The sequence below is a fragment of the Elusimicrobiaceae bacterium genome (genome assembly GCA_017520185.1).
In the GTDB taxonomy this organism is placed as follows: Bacteria; Elusimicrobiota; Elusimicrobia; order Elusimicrobiales; family Elusimicrobiaceae; genus Avelusimicrobium.
On the sequence record JAFXGO010000032.1, the window covers coordinates 20,016 to 36,869 of the forward strand.

At 42.1% G+C, this 16,854-nt stretch carries 15 protein-coding genes and 1 tRNA gene; 13 read left to right on the plus strand and 3 right to left on the minus strand.

The features are described 5' to 3' along the window. Nucleotides 1-12 precede the first annotated feature (12 nt). The 4 genes from gap to IKL48_06395 all read left to right on the plus strand — a co-directional run bounded on the left by gap (nucleotide 13) and on the right by IKL48_06395 (nucleotide 3,423). Nucleotides 13-1,026 carry a type I glyceraldehyde-3-phosphate dehydrogenase gene (gene gap / locus IKL48_06380; protein ID MBR3604278.1) on the plus strand — a complete coding sequence of 338 codons (1,014 nt, stop codon included), beginning with the start codon at nucleotides 13-15 and terminating at the stop codon, nucleotides 1,024-1,026. 70 nt (nucleotides 1,027-1,096) lie between these two features. Further along, nucleotides 1,097-2,290, plus strand: coding sequence for a phosphoglycerate kinase (locus tag IKL48_06385; protein ID MBR3604279.1), 1,194 nt, complete (start codon nucleotides 1,097-1,099; stop codon nucleotides 2,288-2,290). Nucleotides 2,291-2,793: 503 nt separating this feature from the next. Then, nucleotides 2,794-3,090 (plus strand): preprotein translocase subunit SecG, encoded by a 297-nt coding sequence (secG, locus tag IKL48_06390; protein MBR3604280.1) that lies wholly within the window; start codon nucleotides 2,794-2,796, stop codon nucleotides 3,088-3,090. Between the two features lie 87 nt (nucleotides 3,091-3,177). Then, nucleotides 3,178-3,423, plus strand: a complete 246-nt coding sequence (locus tag IKL48_06395; protein ID MBR3604281.1) for a hypothetical protein — start codon at nucleotides 3,178-3,180, stop codon at nucleotides 3,421-3,423. 34 nt (nucleotides 3,424-3,457) lie between these two features. Here IKL48_06395 and IKL48_06400 read toward each other — a convergent pair. Then, nucleotides 3,458-3,539 (minus strand) — tRNA-Leu (locus IKL48_06400). Between the two features lie 159 nt (nucleotides 3,540-3,698). Between IKL48_06400 and IKL48_06405 the strand changes: the two genes are divergently transcribed. The 7 genes from IKL48_06405 to hydE all read left to right on the plus strand — a co-directional run bounded on the left by IKL48_06405 (nucleotide 3,699) and on the right by hydE (nucleotide 12,386). Continuing rightward, nucleotides 3,699-4,580: a DMT family transporter gene (locus IKL48_06405; GenBank protein ID MBR3604282.1), complete on the plus strand. Its 882-nt coding sequence runs from the start codon at nucleotides 3,699-3,701 to the stop codon at nucleotides 4,578-4,580. After that, a complete protein-coding gene (locus IKL48_06410) occupies nucleotides 4,577-5,467 on the plus strand; it encodes an EamA family transporter (protein MBR3604283.1) in 891 nt (296 codons plus the stop codon). The genes IKL48_06405 and IKL48_06410 overlap by 4 nt, the downstream gene beginning before the upstream one ends. Further along, nucleotides 5,464-6,312 (plus strand): HAD family hydrolase, encoded by an 849-nt coding sequence (locus tag IKL48_06415; GenBank protein ID MBR3604284.1) that lies wholly within the window; start codon nucleotides 5,464-5,466, stop codon nucleotides 6,310-6,312. Before IKL48_06410 ends, IKL48_06415 begins: the two co-directional genes overlap by 4 nt. An 8-nt stretch (nucleotides 6,313-6,320) precedes the next feature. Continuing rightward, nucleotides 6,321-6,890 (plus strand): cyclodeaminase/cyclohydrolase family protein, encoded by a 570-nt coding sequence (locus IKL48_06420; GenBank protein ID MBR3604285.1) that lies wholly within the window; start codon nucleotides 6,321-6,323, stop codon nucleotides 6,888-6,890. Between the two features lie 9 nt (nucleotides 6,891-6,899). Then, nucleotides 6,900-8,465 (plus strand): hypothetical protein, encoded by a 1,566-nt coding sequence (locus IKL48_06425; protein MBR3604286.1) that lies wholly within the window; start codon nucleotides 6,900-6,902, stop codon nucleotides 8,463-8,465. A 96-nt stretch (nucleotides 8,466-8,561) separates the two neighbouring features. Next, nucleotides 8,562-11,291: a hypothetical protein gene (locus IKL48_06430; GenBank protein ID MBR3604287.1), complete on the plus strand. Its 2,730-nt coding sequence runs from the start codon at nucleotides 8,562-8,564 to the stop codon at nucleotides 11,289-11,291. A gap of 60 nt (nucleotides 11,292-11,351) precedes the next feature. Then, nucleotides 11,352-12,386 carry a [FeFe] hydrogenase H-cluster radical SAM maturase HydE gene (gene hydE, locus IKL48_06435; GenBank protein MBR3604288.1) on the plus strand — a complete coding sequence of 345 codons (1,035 nt, stop codon included), beginning with the start codon at nucleotides 11,352-11,354 and terminating at the stop codon, nucleotides 12,384-12,386. Between the two features lie 132 nt (nucleotides 12,387-12,518). On the opposite strand, the gene pepT is transcribed toward hydE, so the two are convergent. Further along, nucleotides 12,519-13,748, minus strand: a complete 1,230-nt coding sequence (gene pepT, locus IKL48_06440; protein MBR3604289.1) for a peptidase T — start codon at nucleotides 13,746-13,748, stop codon at nucleotides 12,519-12,521. Between the two features lie 62 nt (nucleotides 13,749-13,810). Here pepT and IKL48_06445 point away from each other — a divergent pair, with 62 nt between their 5' ends. Continuing rightward, complete coding sequence (locus tag IKL48_06445) at nucleotides 13,811-14,272, plus strand: hypothetical protein (protein MBR3604290.1); 462 nt, start codon at nucleotides 13,811-13,813, stop codon at nucleotides 14,270-14,272. 40 nt (nucleotides 14,273-14,312) lie between these two features. Here IKL48_06445 and IKL48_06450 read toward each other — a convergent pair whose 3' ends face one another. Further along, entirely contained in the window at nucleotides 14,313-16,256 is a 1,944-nt protein-coding gene (locus tag IKL48_06450; GenBank protein MBR3604291.1) for a fused ferrous iron transport protein A/B, read from the minus strand. Between the two features lie 150 nt (nucleotides 16,257-16,406). On the opposite strand from IKL48_06450, the gene IKL48_06455 reads away from it, so the two are divergent. After that, on the plus strand, nucleotides 16,407-16,577 hold the full coding sequence (locus IKL48_06455; protein ID MBR3604292.1) for a 4Fe-4S binding protein: 171 nt from the start codon (nucleotides 16,407-16,409) through the stop codon (nucleotides 16,575-16,577). Nucleotides 16,578-16,854 lie beyond the last annotated feature (277 nt).

The following is a 16,854-nucleotide window of genomic DNA, read 5'->3' on the forward strand; positions in this document are numbered from 1 at the left end:
GGACGTATTAGTATGACCATAAAAGTAGGTATTAACGGCTTCGGTCGTATCGGTCGCTTCGTATTCCGCGCGGCGATGAATAATCCTGAAATTGAAATCGTCGGTATCAACGACTTAACTCCTGTTGATTACTTGGCTTACATGCTCAAATATGACACGATGCATGGCCGTTTCAACGGAACTGTAGAAGCTGATGTAGAAAACAGCAAACTCATCGTTAATGGTAAAGCCATTCGCGTGACCGCCAAAAAAGATCCGGCTGAACTCGCTTGGAACGAAGTTGGTGCTGAATATATCGTAGAATCTACCGGTTTGTTCTTGACCAAAGAAAAAGCTGAAGCTCACTTGAAAGCCGGTGCCAAATACGTGGTAATGTCTGCTCCTTCCAAAGACGACACCCCGATGTTTGTTTGTGGCGTAAACGAAAAATCCTACGTAAAAGGTACTCAATTTGTATCTAACGCCTCCTGCACCACCAACTGCTTGGCTCCTATCGCCAAAGTATTGAATGACAAATGGGGCATCAAAGACGGTTTAATGACCACCGTACATGCTACCACCGCTACTCAAAAAACCGTAGACGGCGTTTCTATGAAAGACTGGAGAGGCGGTCGTGCCGCTGCTGGCAACATCATTCCGTCTTCTACCGGTGCTGCTAAAGCCGTAGGTAAAGTAATTCCTGCTTTGAACGGTAAATTGACCGGTATGGCTATGCGCGTACCGACTTTGGACGTGTCCGTGGTAGACTTGACCGTCAACCTCGAAAAACCGGCCAAATATGAAGAAATTTGCCAAGCCATGAAAGAAGCCGCCAATGGCGAACTCAAAGGTATTTTAGGTTATACCGAAGATGCCGTAGTGTCTTCTGACTTCTTGGGTTGCCCCTTGACCTCTATCTTTGATGCCAAGGCCGGTATCCAATTGACCGACACTTTCGTAAAAGTCGTATCTTGGTACGATAACGAAATCGGTTATTCCAACAAAGTGTTAGACTTGATCAAACACATGGCTTCCGTCAACAAATAATTGTATTTACAAGCAAAGGCGGCTTGCAAAAGCCGCCTTTGTTTTATCTGAAAAATTTAGAGGTAGAAAGATGAATTTTGACAGCATTAAAAAAGTACAAGACGTAGACTTGAAAGATAAAAAAGTATTGGTCCGCGTAGACTATAACGTTCCTTTAAAAGATGGCAAAGTAGACAACAATAAACGTATTGTCGCCACCGAAAAAACTATCAAATTTTTATTAGAAAATAACTGCCGTATCGTTTTGTGTGCCCACTTGGGTCGCCCCAAAGGTAAAGCTGTACCCGAATTTAGTTTAGCCCCCGTAGCCGAAGAAGTACAAAGAGTTTTTGGTGTACCTGTGCACTTTGCTAAAGACTGCGTAGGGCCGGAAGCCGACAAAGTAGTGGAAAGCGCTAAAAACGGAGAAATCGTACTCTTGGAAAACTTGCGCTATCACCCTGAAGAAGAAAAGAACGACCCCGAATTTGCCAAACAACTTGCCAAACACGGTGAAATCTTTGTACAAGAAGCCTTCGGTACGGTACACCGCGCTCATGCTTCTACCAGCGCCATTGCCGACTACTTGCCCGGCTGCATGGGTTTCTTGGTACAAAAAGAAGTAGAATTCTTGGGTAAAACCTTAGCCAATCCTGCTCGCCCGTTTGCTGCTGTTATCGGTGGTGCTAAAGTATCCGACAAAATCATGCTCTTAAACAACTTGTTGGATAAAGTAAACGTATTAATCATCGGCGGTGGTATGGCTTATACTTTCTTAAAAGCCAAAGGCATGGAAGTAGGTAAATCTTTGCTCGATGAAACCAAAATTGAAGAAGCCAAACAAGTAATGGTTAAAGCCGAAGCCAAAGGCGTCAAAATGTTGATGCCGGTGGATTTCCGCCTTGCCAAAGAATTCTCTGAAACGGCCGAAGCAGTAGTTTCCGACACGATTCCTGCCGATATGGAAGGCTTGGATATCGGTCCGAAAACTGAAAAATTATTTGCTGATGAAATCATGAACTGCAAAACCATTTTCTGGAATGGTCCTATGGGCGTGTTTGAATTCCCGAACTTTGCCAAAGGAAGTTTTGCTATTGCTCAAGCCATGATTGATGCCACTAAAGCCGGCTCCGTATCTATCATCGGTGGCGGTGACAGTGTGAACGTTATCAAAAAAGGTAAATTCAATCAAGCTGAATTCTCCCACGTTTCCACCGGTGGCGGTGCCAGCATGGAATTTGTGGAAGGAAAGGAATTACCGGGGCTTGTAGCATTAGCGAAATAGTCACGGAAATTCTACCGAAAAATTTTGTGTTTGACACAAACCCGCGCGTTGTTTAGCGCGGGTCTATTTTTCGCTAAAGGAATTACCGGGTTTAGTGGCTTTAGCCAAATAAACACGGGAAATCTGCCTGAAAAATTTTGTGTTTGACACAAACCCGCGCGTTGTCTAGCGCGGGTCTATTTTTCGCTAAAGGAATTACCGGGTTTAGTGGCTTTAGCCAAATAAACACGGGAAATCTGCCTGAAAAATTTTGTGTTTGACACAAACCCGCGCGTTGTTTAGCGCGGGTCTATTTTTTGCTAAAAGAATTGCCCGGACTTGTAGCATTAGCAAAATAGTCACGGAAATTCTACCTCAAAATTTTATGTCTAACACAAACCCACGCATGTTTAGCGCAAGTCTATTTAAAAAAAGGGGGGAATTTTAGGATTTATACACTACACACAATAGGCAGAAAAATAGTATAATAAAGATGTTAATTTTATAGGAGATGAAAAACACTTATGCAAACCTTGCTTTTGATTGTACACTTTTTTGCTTGTATCCTTTTGATTTTACTCGTTTTATTGCAAAGCGGAAAGGGCTCTGCCGCCGGTATTTTCGGTGCTTCCGGTGCCGATAATATTTTTGCCAGTCCGACGGCTTTTAACGCCATTAACAAGTTAACTGCTGTTTTAGCCGTTGTCTTATTCTGTACGTCTATTTTGCTCACGATTGCCTCTAACCGCAAGGCTTCTGTGTCTGTATTAGACAAAGTAAATCTGCCGGCTCCTACAGCTCCTGCCAATCCGGCAAAATAACACATAAAGATTTAAAAAGCCCCGCAATTGCGGGGCTTTTTTATTGTTTCAAACAAAAACATCGCTCCGCCTTTCTCGTCCACACGCATGAAAAGCAGTTTGCCTGCTCCCCGCTCTAAATTAAAAAACCCAAGCCTTCGCTCGGGTTTTAAATTTATTCTTTCTTCCGCCTCGCCTTCCGGTCGTTTGGTTGACCCCAAACGCCTGCAGGCCGGGCTCGCGGTTTTTGCCTTTCGCCGTAAGGATCTATCATCGGCTCAAACAAAAACATCGCTCCGCCTTTCTCGTCCCCACGCATGCAAAGCAGTTTGCCTGCTCCCTGCTCTAAATTAAAAAACCCAAGCCTTCGCTCGGGTTTTAAATTTATTGCGCAGGGGGGGACTCGAACCCCCAAGCCGTGAGGCATGCGCCCCTCAAACGCACGCGTATACCAATTCCGCCACCTGCGCTAAAAAGCGCGATTACTACGAGGGTATAAATACTGACTGCTTAGATATTTTAGCAAAAAAATGACTTCTTGCGCAAAATTCCTTATAATTTTTCTTTTTTTCCGTCGTAAGATAAGTTTTATTTTGATATAATGATAGATATTAATCTGCAGAGGAAATATGAATCCGCTTTTAGCTGCTTGGCTTTGCTGGGGAATTATTGGGATTTCTCCCATAGCCGGACATTATGCTGCTACCGTTATAAATCCGGTATTATTGGTTTTTTGCGCTACCCTGTTAGCCTGCTTATCTTTCACCCCATACTTAAACAAAAAAAATCAATGGAGTGTTCTCTTTGCCAAAGAAACGAGGTGGAAATTTCTTTTCATAGGCACGTTTGGCACCGCTTTTAGCTTTTCTGTTTTACTTTGGGCACTGCATTACACTACTGCGACAAATGCGGCTATTCTGCAACAGTCCGAATTGATTTATGCCTTGCTTTTTTCCGTCTTATTCTTAAAGGAAAAGCCAAAATGCAGTCAGTTTTTTGCAAGTGCGCTTATTTTGATTGGTTCTCTGCTCATTTTAATAAAAGAACAATATTCCCCCAGATGGACGGGAGATTTAATGATTCTCGGCTCCACTTGGATGCTGCAAGCGGCCTCTTGTGTGGCCAAAAAATTACCTAAACACTTAGATTATCGCACCATTGCCGCTGCACGTAATTTTTATGCTTTGCCGGCTTTAACTATTCTCTTAGTATGGCAGTTTTATCAAGAGGGGGTATATTGTCATCTAAATTTCACCTCCCTTACGGTTATTTTCTATACGGGAGTTTTAAAATATGGTCTGGCGATGATTTTATGGTATCAGGCTATACGCATGCTTGATTTAGCCAAAGTAAGCGCTATTTATTTATCATATCCGGTGTTGACCTTTTCCCTATCTGTTTTATTGGGACTTGAAAAAACGCAGCCATATCAATTTGTAGGTCTTCTGCTTAGTTTAGCTGGGTCCTATTTAATCAGTAATATTCTTAAGAAACAACAGGAGCATTCATGAAAACATCCCCTATCGTGGCTATTTGGATAGCATGGTTCGTCACAGCGGCAAACCTCATCGTTGGTAAATTTGCCGTTCCGTATGTCACTTCCGCTTTATTTTTATTTTTAGGTTGCGCAGGAGCAGTCCTTTGTTTTCTGCCACACATTAACAAAGTAAACGGTTGGAAATTACTGCTTGATAAAAAATTAATTTGGCAGTATTTAGGTTTAGGCACATTGGGAACGGCCTTACCCATGACAGTATTTATGATTGCACTTAATTTTACCACTCCCACCAATGCGGCCATTTTAAACCAATTTGAAATTATCTACTCCATTCTCTTGGCTTGGGTTTTATTAAAAGAACGCCCTACCTTAAAACAAATCGGAGGATCTACGTTGGTGATTGCCGGTGTCACCTTGCTTTTGTGGCAGGCCGGTTTTTCCGTACAGCTGAAAGGGGACTTAATGATTATCGGTTGTTTGTGGATGTTTCAGTTGAGCCACATCTTTGCCAAAAAGTTGCCGCCAGAAATGGACCCGCAATTAATTGCTGCGGCCAGAGCTTTGTTTGCCCTTCCCGCCCTATTTTTTCTTATAATATATATAGCCTGTACACAGGGGATTATTTTTACACCCGTACCTACATTGTGGTGGACCTTGTTATTCACAGCAGTGATTAATTATTTTTTGGGAAACACGTTTTGGTACTATGCTATCCGAAATATGGACTTGGGAAAAGCAACTGCCATTATTTTGTCTTACCCTGTTATGACTTTTATTTTATCGGTCCTATTCGGACTGGATAAAATTAGCATCTTTAAGGTGTTGGGGTTAATTTTAGCATTGTTGGGGGCCTATATTGTCACCGGCATCGTCAAAACGCAAGGAGAAACGAAAAAATGAAAAAGCTGGTATTGTTTGATTTGGACGGCACATTAATCAACGCAGGGGGAGCCGGAAAAACGGCATTAACCAAAGCCATTAAAGAACTTTACGGCAAAGAACCTAAATTTGAGGCTTCTTTCATTGCCGGCAGAACCGATACGGACAATTTTGCAATCGTTTACGAATTGATAAAAGGTAAAAAAGCCACCAAAACCGAAATTAAAAAAATCCACGATAAATATTTGGAACTCTTGCCAAACGAAGTAAAAAATTCCTGCAAGAAAAAAACTTATAAATTAATGGCCGGAATAAAACAATTTTTAGAAAAATTATCTAATGAAAAAGATGTTATTTTGGCATTGGGTACCGGCAACGTAGAAAAGGGTGCTTATATCAAATTAGAACCCTCCGGTCTGACAAAATACTTCACAGTGGGCGGTTTTGGTGAAGACGGAAAAACGCGAGAAGAAATGCTGCAAGCTGCTGTTAAACGTTGTGAAAAGAAATTTAAAACCAAAATTACACCGGACCATGTGTTCGTTGTAGGAGATACGCACCGTGATATCAGCGCGGCTAAAGCCTGCGGTTTTCACCACGCTCTGATTTTGCCGGTTGAGCCTCAAAACCGCCGCTTACAACTTTCTCCGGCGGAGCTGGAAGTGAAGGATTTTAAAGACATTGAAACTTTTTATGTTTGGCTGGGGTTAGACTCTGATCCAAAAGGAGTCAAACGCGGTATTTATATTTCACCGGCCAGCGCGATTGAGCACGTCTTTTTCAGCCGTACCGGCATTGATGAAGACCGTTTGAAAATGCTCAAAATTAAAAAATACGAAGATTTGCCTTCCGGCACAATCATGTAAGGATTTTTATGGAATGGTTTAAAGCTGCAGAAAAATTTAATATTGCTTTAGCCTCAGCCGAGCCGACACCCGGTGGCGGGGCAGCAGCCGCTATGGCTGCCACGATGGGCTGTGCTTTGGCCTTAATGGCGGCTTTAACCACCGTAAACAAAAAGGCTACCTCTGAGGAAGTAAAAAGCAGACTAGACGTGCACATACGCAAATTGGGCGCTTTAAAAAACCAATTAAACGGTTTTATCCAAGAAGATAGCATTGCGTACTCTGCTTTTATTGTGGCAAAGAAATTGCCCAAAGACGCACCGGACCGCGCTAAAGCAATGGAAGATGCATTGATTTACGCCGCACGTGTACCGACGGATACGGCTACTACGGCTATTCAATGTTTACGCGAAATTGACGTCATTAAAGATGATATTTCGCCGGTTATTATGTCGGATATTCTTTGTGCTCAACATTTGCTGAAAAGCGCAATTCGTTGCTGCATAGAAAATATTCAAGCCAATTTAGCATTTATTCACAATCAAGATTGGACCCAAAAATTTAACCAACACATTCAAGTGTTTCTAAAATCTTGTTAAGGAAGCGATATGAGCGAAAAAGCAACTAAACGAAGCGGAATGTTGAGCACTATTTACAAGATGCTACCCAATATAGACGACGATTATGCTGCCAAATTGGTTTATACGTTGGAAAACAAAAAGAGCCTTGAGCGCCTGAGACAAGACATCGCTGACATTTCTGCCCAATTAGGAGATGGGGGGGAAATGGCAGATACAATCGTGGGTAAAATTTTACTAGATGAAATTACTTTACCGGCTGCCTTGAGACAGTTGCGCGTGTACAATAATGCCGTTTCCATAGCCGAACTCTCAGAAGCCTTAGACATTAATCCCAACATCGCAGATCTATTGCTTAACTATTATGCTTCTTTCGGCGCTCATCGTTTTTTTGATACGGAGTTTGCCCGCTCTTTACAAGACGTTAAAGATAAAAAAGAACTTTCAGACGTAGATAAGGCTCAACATGCGCTGAATCTTTTAATTCAAAAGGCACAAGAAGATCTGCCGGAAAACGAAAAGTTGTTAGCGGAAAACAAAAAATCTATCTACCAAATAGCAGACAAATACCACCTATCCGTTAAAATGACCGCCGCATTATTAGGCTTTTACATGGTGCCCGGAGCAGGTGATTTTACAAAGTATTTTAATGAACAGATGGAGCAGCTAAAAACCATCAATGCAGACGAAAATTTAAATGCTTCTTTGATAGCCAAAACTTTACTTTGTCAGATTACGCCAAAAGATGCGCAAGACATCGCGCAAACGTCTGCTCTTTTAAAAGGTCAAATTTTAGAAGACGATTTGATGATTATTGCCTGTCGTTATCTGAAAATTAAAACTCCGCAAGATATCTATGATGCGTTTGATGCGGTGCTAAGAAAATTGCCACACGTCAGTCAAAAAGAAGAAAACTTGGGCTTGGCCGTTCAAGTACTATTAGACGGTACCAAAGAATGTTTTGAAAAAGCTCAGAAAAAAGCCTCTTTGCGCAGAGAACAGATTTTACTCAGAAAAACTCTTTCCAAAAAAGAAATTTATAATGGCTATGAGTACGATTTGGCCGAACGTTTTGCCGGACAAAAAACCTATGTTCAAATAGAAAGAGAGTCCCATGACTTACTGCTTCAATTGCCACATTGTCAAAACCCGTTGGAAAACAAAGAGTTGGCTTGCAAAGTATTATTGGGCACCTTAGGATTAGAAGATGCCCGCAAGCAGGCGGCTTATTTAAGAGATTTAAAGGCTAAATCTTTGACAAAAGGCTTAGCACCGCAAGCATTAAAAAATTATTTAGGCACCAAACCGGCAGATGAGTTGATTGTATTTTTTGAAAGTTCTTTAGCGCCGTATACATTCTGGAAGTCTGACCAATCTTTACACGCCTATGCGTTGCAGACGTTGGTAGGAGAGTTAAATGGCACCTCAGACAGGCAGATTTCCACCTTTGTTCTAGACATGTTGGAGAACGGTTCTTCCTTAGAATTAGTGGCCGATATGATGACAAATATCCAAGCCCATAAGGGCTCTAAAGAGGATTTAGAAAAGTTGCTACAAATGTACAAAAAAGCACGCGTAAGCAGCATAGAAGATTAAAATAAAAATCTTCTACGAAAAAAAACTGTTAAAACTGCCCTAAATTTAGTATGCTTGTATCGTGACGGTTTATTTTTATTTTCAGGGTGAAAGAAAATGAGATACTGGGTCTATATCAATGATAAAGTAGATGGTCCTTTTGATGAAATGAAGTTAGCTGACGTAGCTGGTTTTACGCCGGATACGTTGATTTGTGCTGAAGATGCCAACGGTGGCAATCAAGAATGGGTGAAAGCCTCTTCCATTTTTGAATTTGATGAAGCCACCAAAACCATGACTCGCACCAATATGACTGAGGAAGATTATCAAAAACTCACCGGTCAAGCTCCTGCTCAAGAAACGGTGGAGCAGGAACAAGCCACCGTGCAAAGTGGAAATATTGACAATGAAGCCACTCGGATTTTAATTGAAAAAATTGACCATTTAACCCATGAAATTGAAGGAATGAAAGGTAAATTGGACGAAGCCATTGCCGCTGCTGCTGAAGCCCAAGCGGAAATGACTAAACACAATTTAGCCATTGCTGCCGCCGCCAAAGCCGCAGAAGAAAAAGCTGCCCAAGAAAAAGAAGCAGCCGAAGCTGCAGCCGAAGCCCAAACTCCGGTGCAGGAAGAAGTAAAAGAACAATATGCAGAAGAACCTCAAGCACAAGAAGACACCCTATCTCTCTCTGCTACAGATGACTCCGTCACAGATGATGCCTTAATTACCAATACCGCCAGTTTAGTCAATCATGCAGAGCAACTAGTCGCCCAGTCTAGTGAAGAAAACATCGAAGAGCCCATTGACTTTCTGGACGAAATTCAAATTGATGCAGCCCAAGAAGATGGATACTCTGAAAAAGAAGGGGAAGAAGTGGTATTGCGCTCTGCCTTGGACTCTTTATATAGCGCCAGCCAAATCCAAACCGAAGAAGAAAAAGAAAGCACTTTCCAAGATTTGCTTTCTCCTATTAAAACGGCTGCCGTCGCTACTGCTGCCGTAGGAACAGCTGCCGTAGTAGCGGCTTCTTTGAGCGATGAGAACAAAGAAGAAACTCCCGCTGAAGAACCGGCCACTCAACCTGTTGAAGAACAAGTGACCGAAGAACCGGCCGCTCAACCCGTTGAAGAACAAGTGACCGAAGAACCGGCCGCTCAACCCGTTGAAGAACAAGTGACCGAAGAACCGGCCGCTCAACCCGTTGAAGAACAAGTGACCGAAGAACCGGCCGTTGAACCTATTACAGAAGAACAACGCGAAGAATTAATCAACGAAATTACGGCCTCGTCTCAACAAAACGATTTTATCGCGCAAGCGCTTGCAGAAGCACAACAACAAGAAAATTCTGCAGCTGAAGAAACACCTGTGCAAGAGGAGCCGGCGGCAGAATTGCAAGAAATTGCTCCTGCCCAAGAGGAACCTACCTCTACGGAAGAATTCGTGCAAGATTCATCTCAAGAAAAAGAATCTTTGGATCTTTCTAATACTCCTCAGTTAACTATCACCAATGTTGGTATCGAAGAAATCTCCGCCCGACCCGAAGAACCGTTGCCGGTGGCGCAACCTTCCGAAGAAATTGATGCGTCCTTAACCCCTATGGGACCGGAAGAAACTCAAGAGGCTTCTCAAGAAATTACGGAAACCGTTAAAGAATTGGTACCCGGTAAAAAATTGGAAGATACATTAAGCGAAGGCGACGGCATCTTATCTCAGGCAGATTTGGAGGAAGCTTTTACGGAAAGAGCGCCCTTGCAGGAAGATTTTCCTTTGCCGGAGGATAACCCCTCTCCGGTGGAAGAACAACCTGCCGAACAAGCCGTTCCTTCCCATGCCGAGGAAATGACGGAGGTGGAATTAAAAGAAGGATCTACCTATTTAATTTCTGATTTTATTCCGCCGGCCCAAGCCAATGCTGAAGTCAAAGTAGAAATAAAAGAAGAAAACAACATTGAAGAATTGGCTCCGGCTGCTGCAGTAGGTACGGCTGCGGCTGTGGCTACTGTTGCGGCGGCTATCCCCGACACCATCACTAAAAATGAAAGTGTAGAGGATATCACCCCGATTAAAGATGAAGCCGATTTAACGATGTCTAAAGTGATTTTGGAAAACACGATTAAAACAAAACGTGGAGCCACAATGGACATCAAAACCGTACCGATGGTCAAAGAACCGGCTGATGCTCATCGTTTGGATTTGTCCGACTCTGAACTGGCAGATATCAATGCGCAACATGATTTAAAAGCCGCTGATCTCAAACCGACCTCCAACAACCTGACCAAAATTATTTTAGGCACTTTGGTATCTGTGGTTATTGCCGCCATCATTTATGTAATGTTGGCTTATCTGGAGATCTTACCGGCTCAGTTTAACTTCTTGAAAAAAGGTGCAACTGCCGAACAAATCAAGGCTGAGCAAGCCCAATTAAACGAAATGTTAGGCGCCCCTGCTGATCCGTTGCAACAACTGCCACAGGATTCTTTCGGTGCTACGCAACCTTTGCAACTACCGGAAGATGTGCAAACAGTGTTGGACCCGCAAGCTGTTGCTCCCGTTAATCCGTTGGACCATGTGTTAAACGAAGTTAAAAATTATACGCTCTCTAACGGACAAACCTTGCAACAACTCATTAACGCCAAACATCCGGCTATGCAAGAAATGATTGAATGGAATATCACCACTGCTGTAGAACCGCAAAACTATTCCATCTTGGTCAAAGTACCGCCCGAGAATCCGCAAAGCTTTAAAATTTCCTATCGTTTTAACTACAATACGGAAAACAAAGCCTTGGATCCTACCATTTCCGACTCTAAAAATTTATTAGATTCCGTAAATGCAGCTCGGTAAAATAATTTTAATACAAAAAACCCCTGTCTTCGGACGGGGGTTTTTTGATAGACTATCTCTATGAATAGCCAAACACTTATCCAAAAAGCCGCCCTTACCCACAACCTCACATATGAGGAATTAGTGCATTTATTACAAGATGATACGGCTAATGAAGCTATTTTTCAGGCAGCAGATTCCGTACGAAAAAAATATGTGGGAGATGAAGTACACCTGCGTGCTTTAATCGAATTTACTAATATTTGCAAAAATAATTGTTTGTACTGTGGTCTTCGGGCAGAAAATGCATGTGTAAAACGTTATAGAATGCAGGAAGATCAAATTTTTCATCTTGCACAAAAAGCGGTGGAATATGGATATAAAACGATTGTGCTGCAAGGGGGGGAAGACCCTTTTTTTACTACAGAGAAAATCGTTTTATTGCTTCAAAAAATAAAATCTTTAGGATTGGCTATTACCCTCAGTATCGGCGAACGCCCCCTCATAGATTACGATGCCTTTAAACAAGCAGGTGCCGACCGTTATCTTTTACGCATAGAAACGACAGACAAAGTTTTATACGAAAAATATAATCCTTCCATGAGTTTTGAGTATCGGTTGAAATGTTTAAACCATCTAAAAACGTTAGGATTTGAAGTAGGTACCGGTATTTTGGTAGGCCTTCCGGAGCAGACTTTAGAATCCATTGCCAAAGATATTTTATTTTTTAAAGAATTAGGGGCAGATATGATTGGTTTGGGGCCTTTTATACCCAATCCTCACACCCCCTTAAAAAACGCGCCACAACCCATTTTAGAGCCGGCATTAAAGGCAATGGCCCTTACCCGCTTACTTTTACCGGACATCAATATTCCTGCCACTACTGCAATGGAAACCTTGTCCCCCAACGGACGTATCAAGGCCTTGCAAAGCGGTGCCAATGTGGTCATGCCCAATATTACGGAAGGGGAAGAACGTCAAAATTATGCCCTCTATCCCGGTAAAGCCGGTGCAACGGAAAGTCCCGTTTCTTTTAGGGATAAACTAATAAACAAACTCTCTGAAATCGGCCGCCCTGTTTCCACCGGATACGGTTGGCACGAAAAAAAGAATTAATTACATTTCGCATAGCAACAAAAAACCTGTCTTTAGGAATTATCGGCTTTGTAGGTTTATCTTGACCTTTCACAAAACGACCTAAAAACAGGTTTTTTATAATTAAGTAATTTAGGAGAAATGTCCTTTTGATTACTTTACGGCACCTTGTAAAATGCGCAATAAAACATTAAACACCGTTGCGCTCCATTGAATGCTCACCCATTCATACGGACCGTGCGGGCTTTCATATCCGGCAAAAATATTGGGCGTAGGTAAACCGCGCAAAGACAACTGAGAGCCGTCCGTACCACCACGCGCTTGGATTAATTCGTAATCTACTCCTTCCTCTTGCAGTGCTTTTACCAATACATCCATTGCTTGCGGCTTTTCTTTTAGCACATCTTTCATATTGCGGTACTGTTTCATGATTTCCAAATGAATTTTTGCATTTGGATATTTGGCCCGTTTTTCTTGCACAATTTTTTCCAAATCTTTTTTAAATTGCTCAAATTGTTCCAAATCATGATGGCGGATAATCCCTTTCAAGGTAGCCTTATCCAACTGTCCTTGCAAGTTCATAAACAAGATAAACCCTTCTTCTTTTTCCGTTGTTTCCGGCAGTCTATCTTCCGGCCAGGTAGAAACTATATCCGAAGCAATACGTACGGGATTGGCCATTATTCCTTTGGCAGAGCCTGGATGACAGTTGTTGCCTTCAATGGTGATAACAAAACGATCGGCATTAAAATTACCATAATCAATTTTACCTAAATCTGCTCCATCTACCGTATAGGCAAAATCCGCTTTAAAATGTTCTAAATCAAAATATCCGATACCGGTACCGGTTTCTTCATCAATAGTAAAAGATACTTTAACCGCGCCATGTTTCACTTCGGGGTGAGCCAAAAGGTACTCGCCCAACGTCATGATAATGGCTATGCCTATTTTATCGTCTCCACCCAAAAGCGTATTACCGTCTGCGGTGATAATATCATGCCCTAAACATCTAAGCAAAGCGGGAGCCATTTCAGGCGTAAGCACAATGCCTTTTTCTTCATTAATAACAATTTTTCCACCCTGATAATTGTGGTGTACAATCGGACGGATATTTTCACCGCAAAAATCTTCCACTGTGTCCATGTGCGCCATCAAACCGACTGTCGCACCGGAAGCATTGGCTGGTATTTCACCAAATACAAAACCGTTTTTATCAATATGCACATCCGAAAACCCGATCTCTTTCATTTCTTCGGCTAACATTTTTCCAAAGAGCAACTGTGTCTCCGTAGTGGGTACGCTGGTACTCATTGCATTACTCGTGGTATCTATTGAGACATACTTTATAAAACGTTGATAAATCTTTTTTTGTAATTCTTCCATAAAAAACTCCTCTTTTGCTTTTAATTATTATACAATTTAGGAAGATGAAAAGGAGGATACTCGTGAAAAAACTATTATTTCTCATTGTAGCACCATTTTTATTTACTGCTTGTGCTTCCGTACAAGAGGCGGAAAACTTTGCTAATTGCAAATATGCATTGCGCAGCGTAGAAATAGCAGACTATAGCATTAACTCTTTGTCGTTTGATGTATATATCGGCATTACCAATTTAAACAAAAAGGAAGCCGCCGCCATCAAAAAATTTGAAGGACAATTAACGATGAACGATACTCACATGGCTGATGTTTCTTTTAAGGATGTACGTGTAGAGCCAAACTCTGTCAAAAATCAAAAAGTGCATCTGGTTATCCCGACCAGCTCCTTTGGCAGCAAACTGTTGGGCTTGGTCAGCATGGGCAGCGGAACGGTAGATTATCACTTAACGGGAACGGCATACTTCGACACTCCGTTGGGGGAAGTACCTATACCGGTAGATATCGGCAGAATCGGAAGCACCAACTAATTTGTGGTAAAAAAACCCGCTCAAAAGAGCGGGTTTTTATTTACAAAATATATCTCAACACCGTTGCGGTCAGTAGCGCCAAACAAAGCGTCAATGCCACAATGCGCAAACTATCCTTTATGCCATTCTCTCTAAGCATTACAAAAAACGTAGCGACACAAGGCAAATACATTGCCATAAAAACACAGGCTACGGCTAATTGCTCAGGCGAAAGATGAAAGGGTTCTAACAAAGCAATAGAAATGTCTTTTCTTAAAAATCCCAACAATAAAAGAGGGGTTGTTTCTGCTGGCAAATTTAACACATGCTCCACCGGATAACGGAACAAACGTGCCACCCAATCCGTAATTCCGACAAATTGCATTAAATCTACAAATAAAACGCCGGCTAAAATAAGCGGTAAAGCATCTGCCAAATATTCTTTCATGCGCAGCCATATTTTGCGCGCCAACGGGCGAAATCGCGGCACACTCCAGGACGGGATCTCCATAAAAATTTCCGGTGTTTCTCCTTTAAGCAATTTGTTTAAAATAGTCCCGGCCAAAATACCATTTATGGCCAGCGTACCAAACACAATCAATAAATATTTTAATCCATAGGGAGAAAGCATAGAAAGAATCATCGCCGTCTGAGAAATACAAGGAGCTAAAACCAAAATCAAGGCCAAAGCAATCACTCTTTCTCGGCGTGTTTCCAATACCCGCACCCCCATTACAGCCGGCACCTTGCAACCAAAGCCCAACATAATAGGAATTGCTCCGTATCCATGTAAACCGATTTTATGCAAAATACGATCCAACAAAATGGCCAAACGTGGCAAATAGCCCAAATCTCCCAAAAAACCAAGCAGAGAATAAAATACCAATACAAAAGGCATCACATCTATCAGCGCAATTTTAAGCCCATCAGAAAGCAGACCGAAATAGGTTTCTCCGCCATCGCCTAACAAGAACAAATAAAGCGGATTTCCTTCTAAGAATGCAAATATTTTTTGCAGGAAAGGGAAATAGTAATTTTCATACAAAGGCTCCAGCAAGCCTATCATACCCTCTCCCAAAAGCATGATGCCCCACAAAGAAAGTAATAATACGCCTATGGCTATCGGCAATCCTGTCACAGGCGTGGTAGCCCATGCCTGCAATTTTTCAGTAAAACTGGCATGTTTGTGATGAATCTTTTGTACGCGGCGAACAATACGGCCGATTAAGTGCCATTTTTCTTCCGGCTTTTGAGGAATATGAATAGAGGGTGTATCATAATCGTTTTGAGTGAGCAGTTTGCCAACCGTCACCTCTAAGCGTTTTAATCCTTCCCCTGTCGTTGCTACTACCCCGATTACCGGAATGCCTAACTCTTTAGATAAAGCACGAACATCAATGTTAATGCCTTTTCGCAATGCCTCATCAAATTTATTAAGCAACAAAATAACAGGCTTTCCCAAACTCATTACTTCTAAGGTAAAGTAAAGGTTTCTCTCTAAATGAGAGGCATCAGCCACACACACCACAAAATCATATTCCAACTCTTCAAATAAATCTCTTTTTTTACCTTCAATAACCCATTTATCTTCTAAATGGTAAAGACCCGGAATATCAATAATTTGATGGGTTTCTCCGTTAAAAACGGTCGTACCGTAATTTAACCCTACCGTCGTTCCGGGAAAATTGGAAGATAAAATACCAATCCCTGTCAGACGAGAAAAGAGCAAACTTTTTCCTACATTGGGGTTGCCCGCGAGTAAAAAAGTATGCTGCTTGGAAGATATAAGAATTTGCTTTGCCGCTTTGGGGCCTAATGCCACTTCACTTCCGCAAACAGAAACCACTAAGGGGTTTTTACCCGGTTTACGTATGACGGTTTGTCCTTTAACAAGGCCCATAGCAGCCAATTTATCTGCTTGTACACCCTCCGCCACGACATCAATAATTTCTGCCGTTGCTCCGGGCTTTAAATCATAAAGAGTACGAAATGCTTGTTTTTTCATAAAAGTTAGGTTTTCCTTACTTTTATATTTTACTATACAAATCATTTCCAAAGCAAGGGATATTTCGTCGGAGAAAAAGCAGACCCACGAAAAAAGGTCTTTTTTGCTATAATAAATGTATCCAAATTATATTCTTAGGAGAGAAAATTTATGGCTTACAATGTAAACCCTGAACTCTGCATCAACTGTGGTGCTTGTGAATCTGCCTGTCCGGTAGGCGCTATCGCCGAACAAGACGGAAAACGCGTCATTGATGCTGCCAAATGTATTGAGTGCGGCGCCTGCGCCGGCACCTGCCCGGTAAGCGCTATTTCTTTGTAAGAAATGCGTAGGGCAGAATGCAAAGCATAGTCAGCACCTGCCCGGTAAGCGCCATTTCTTTGTAAGAAATGCGTAGGGCAGAGAATGCAAAGCATAGTCTGTACCTGCCCGGTAAGCGCTATTTCTTTGTAAGAAATGCGTAGGGCAGAATGCAAAGCATAGTCAGTATCTGCCCGGTAAGCGCTATTTCTTTGTAAGAAATGCGTAGGGCAGAATGCAAAGCATAGTCAGTATCTGCCCGGTAAGCGCTATTTCTTTGTAAGAAATGCGTAGGGCA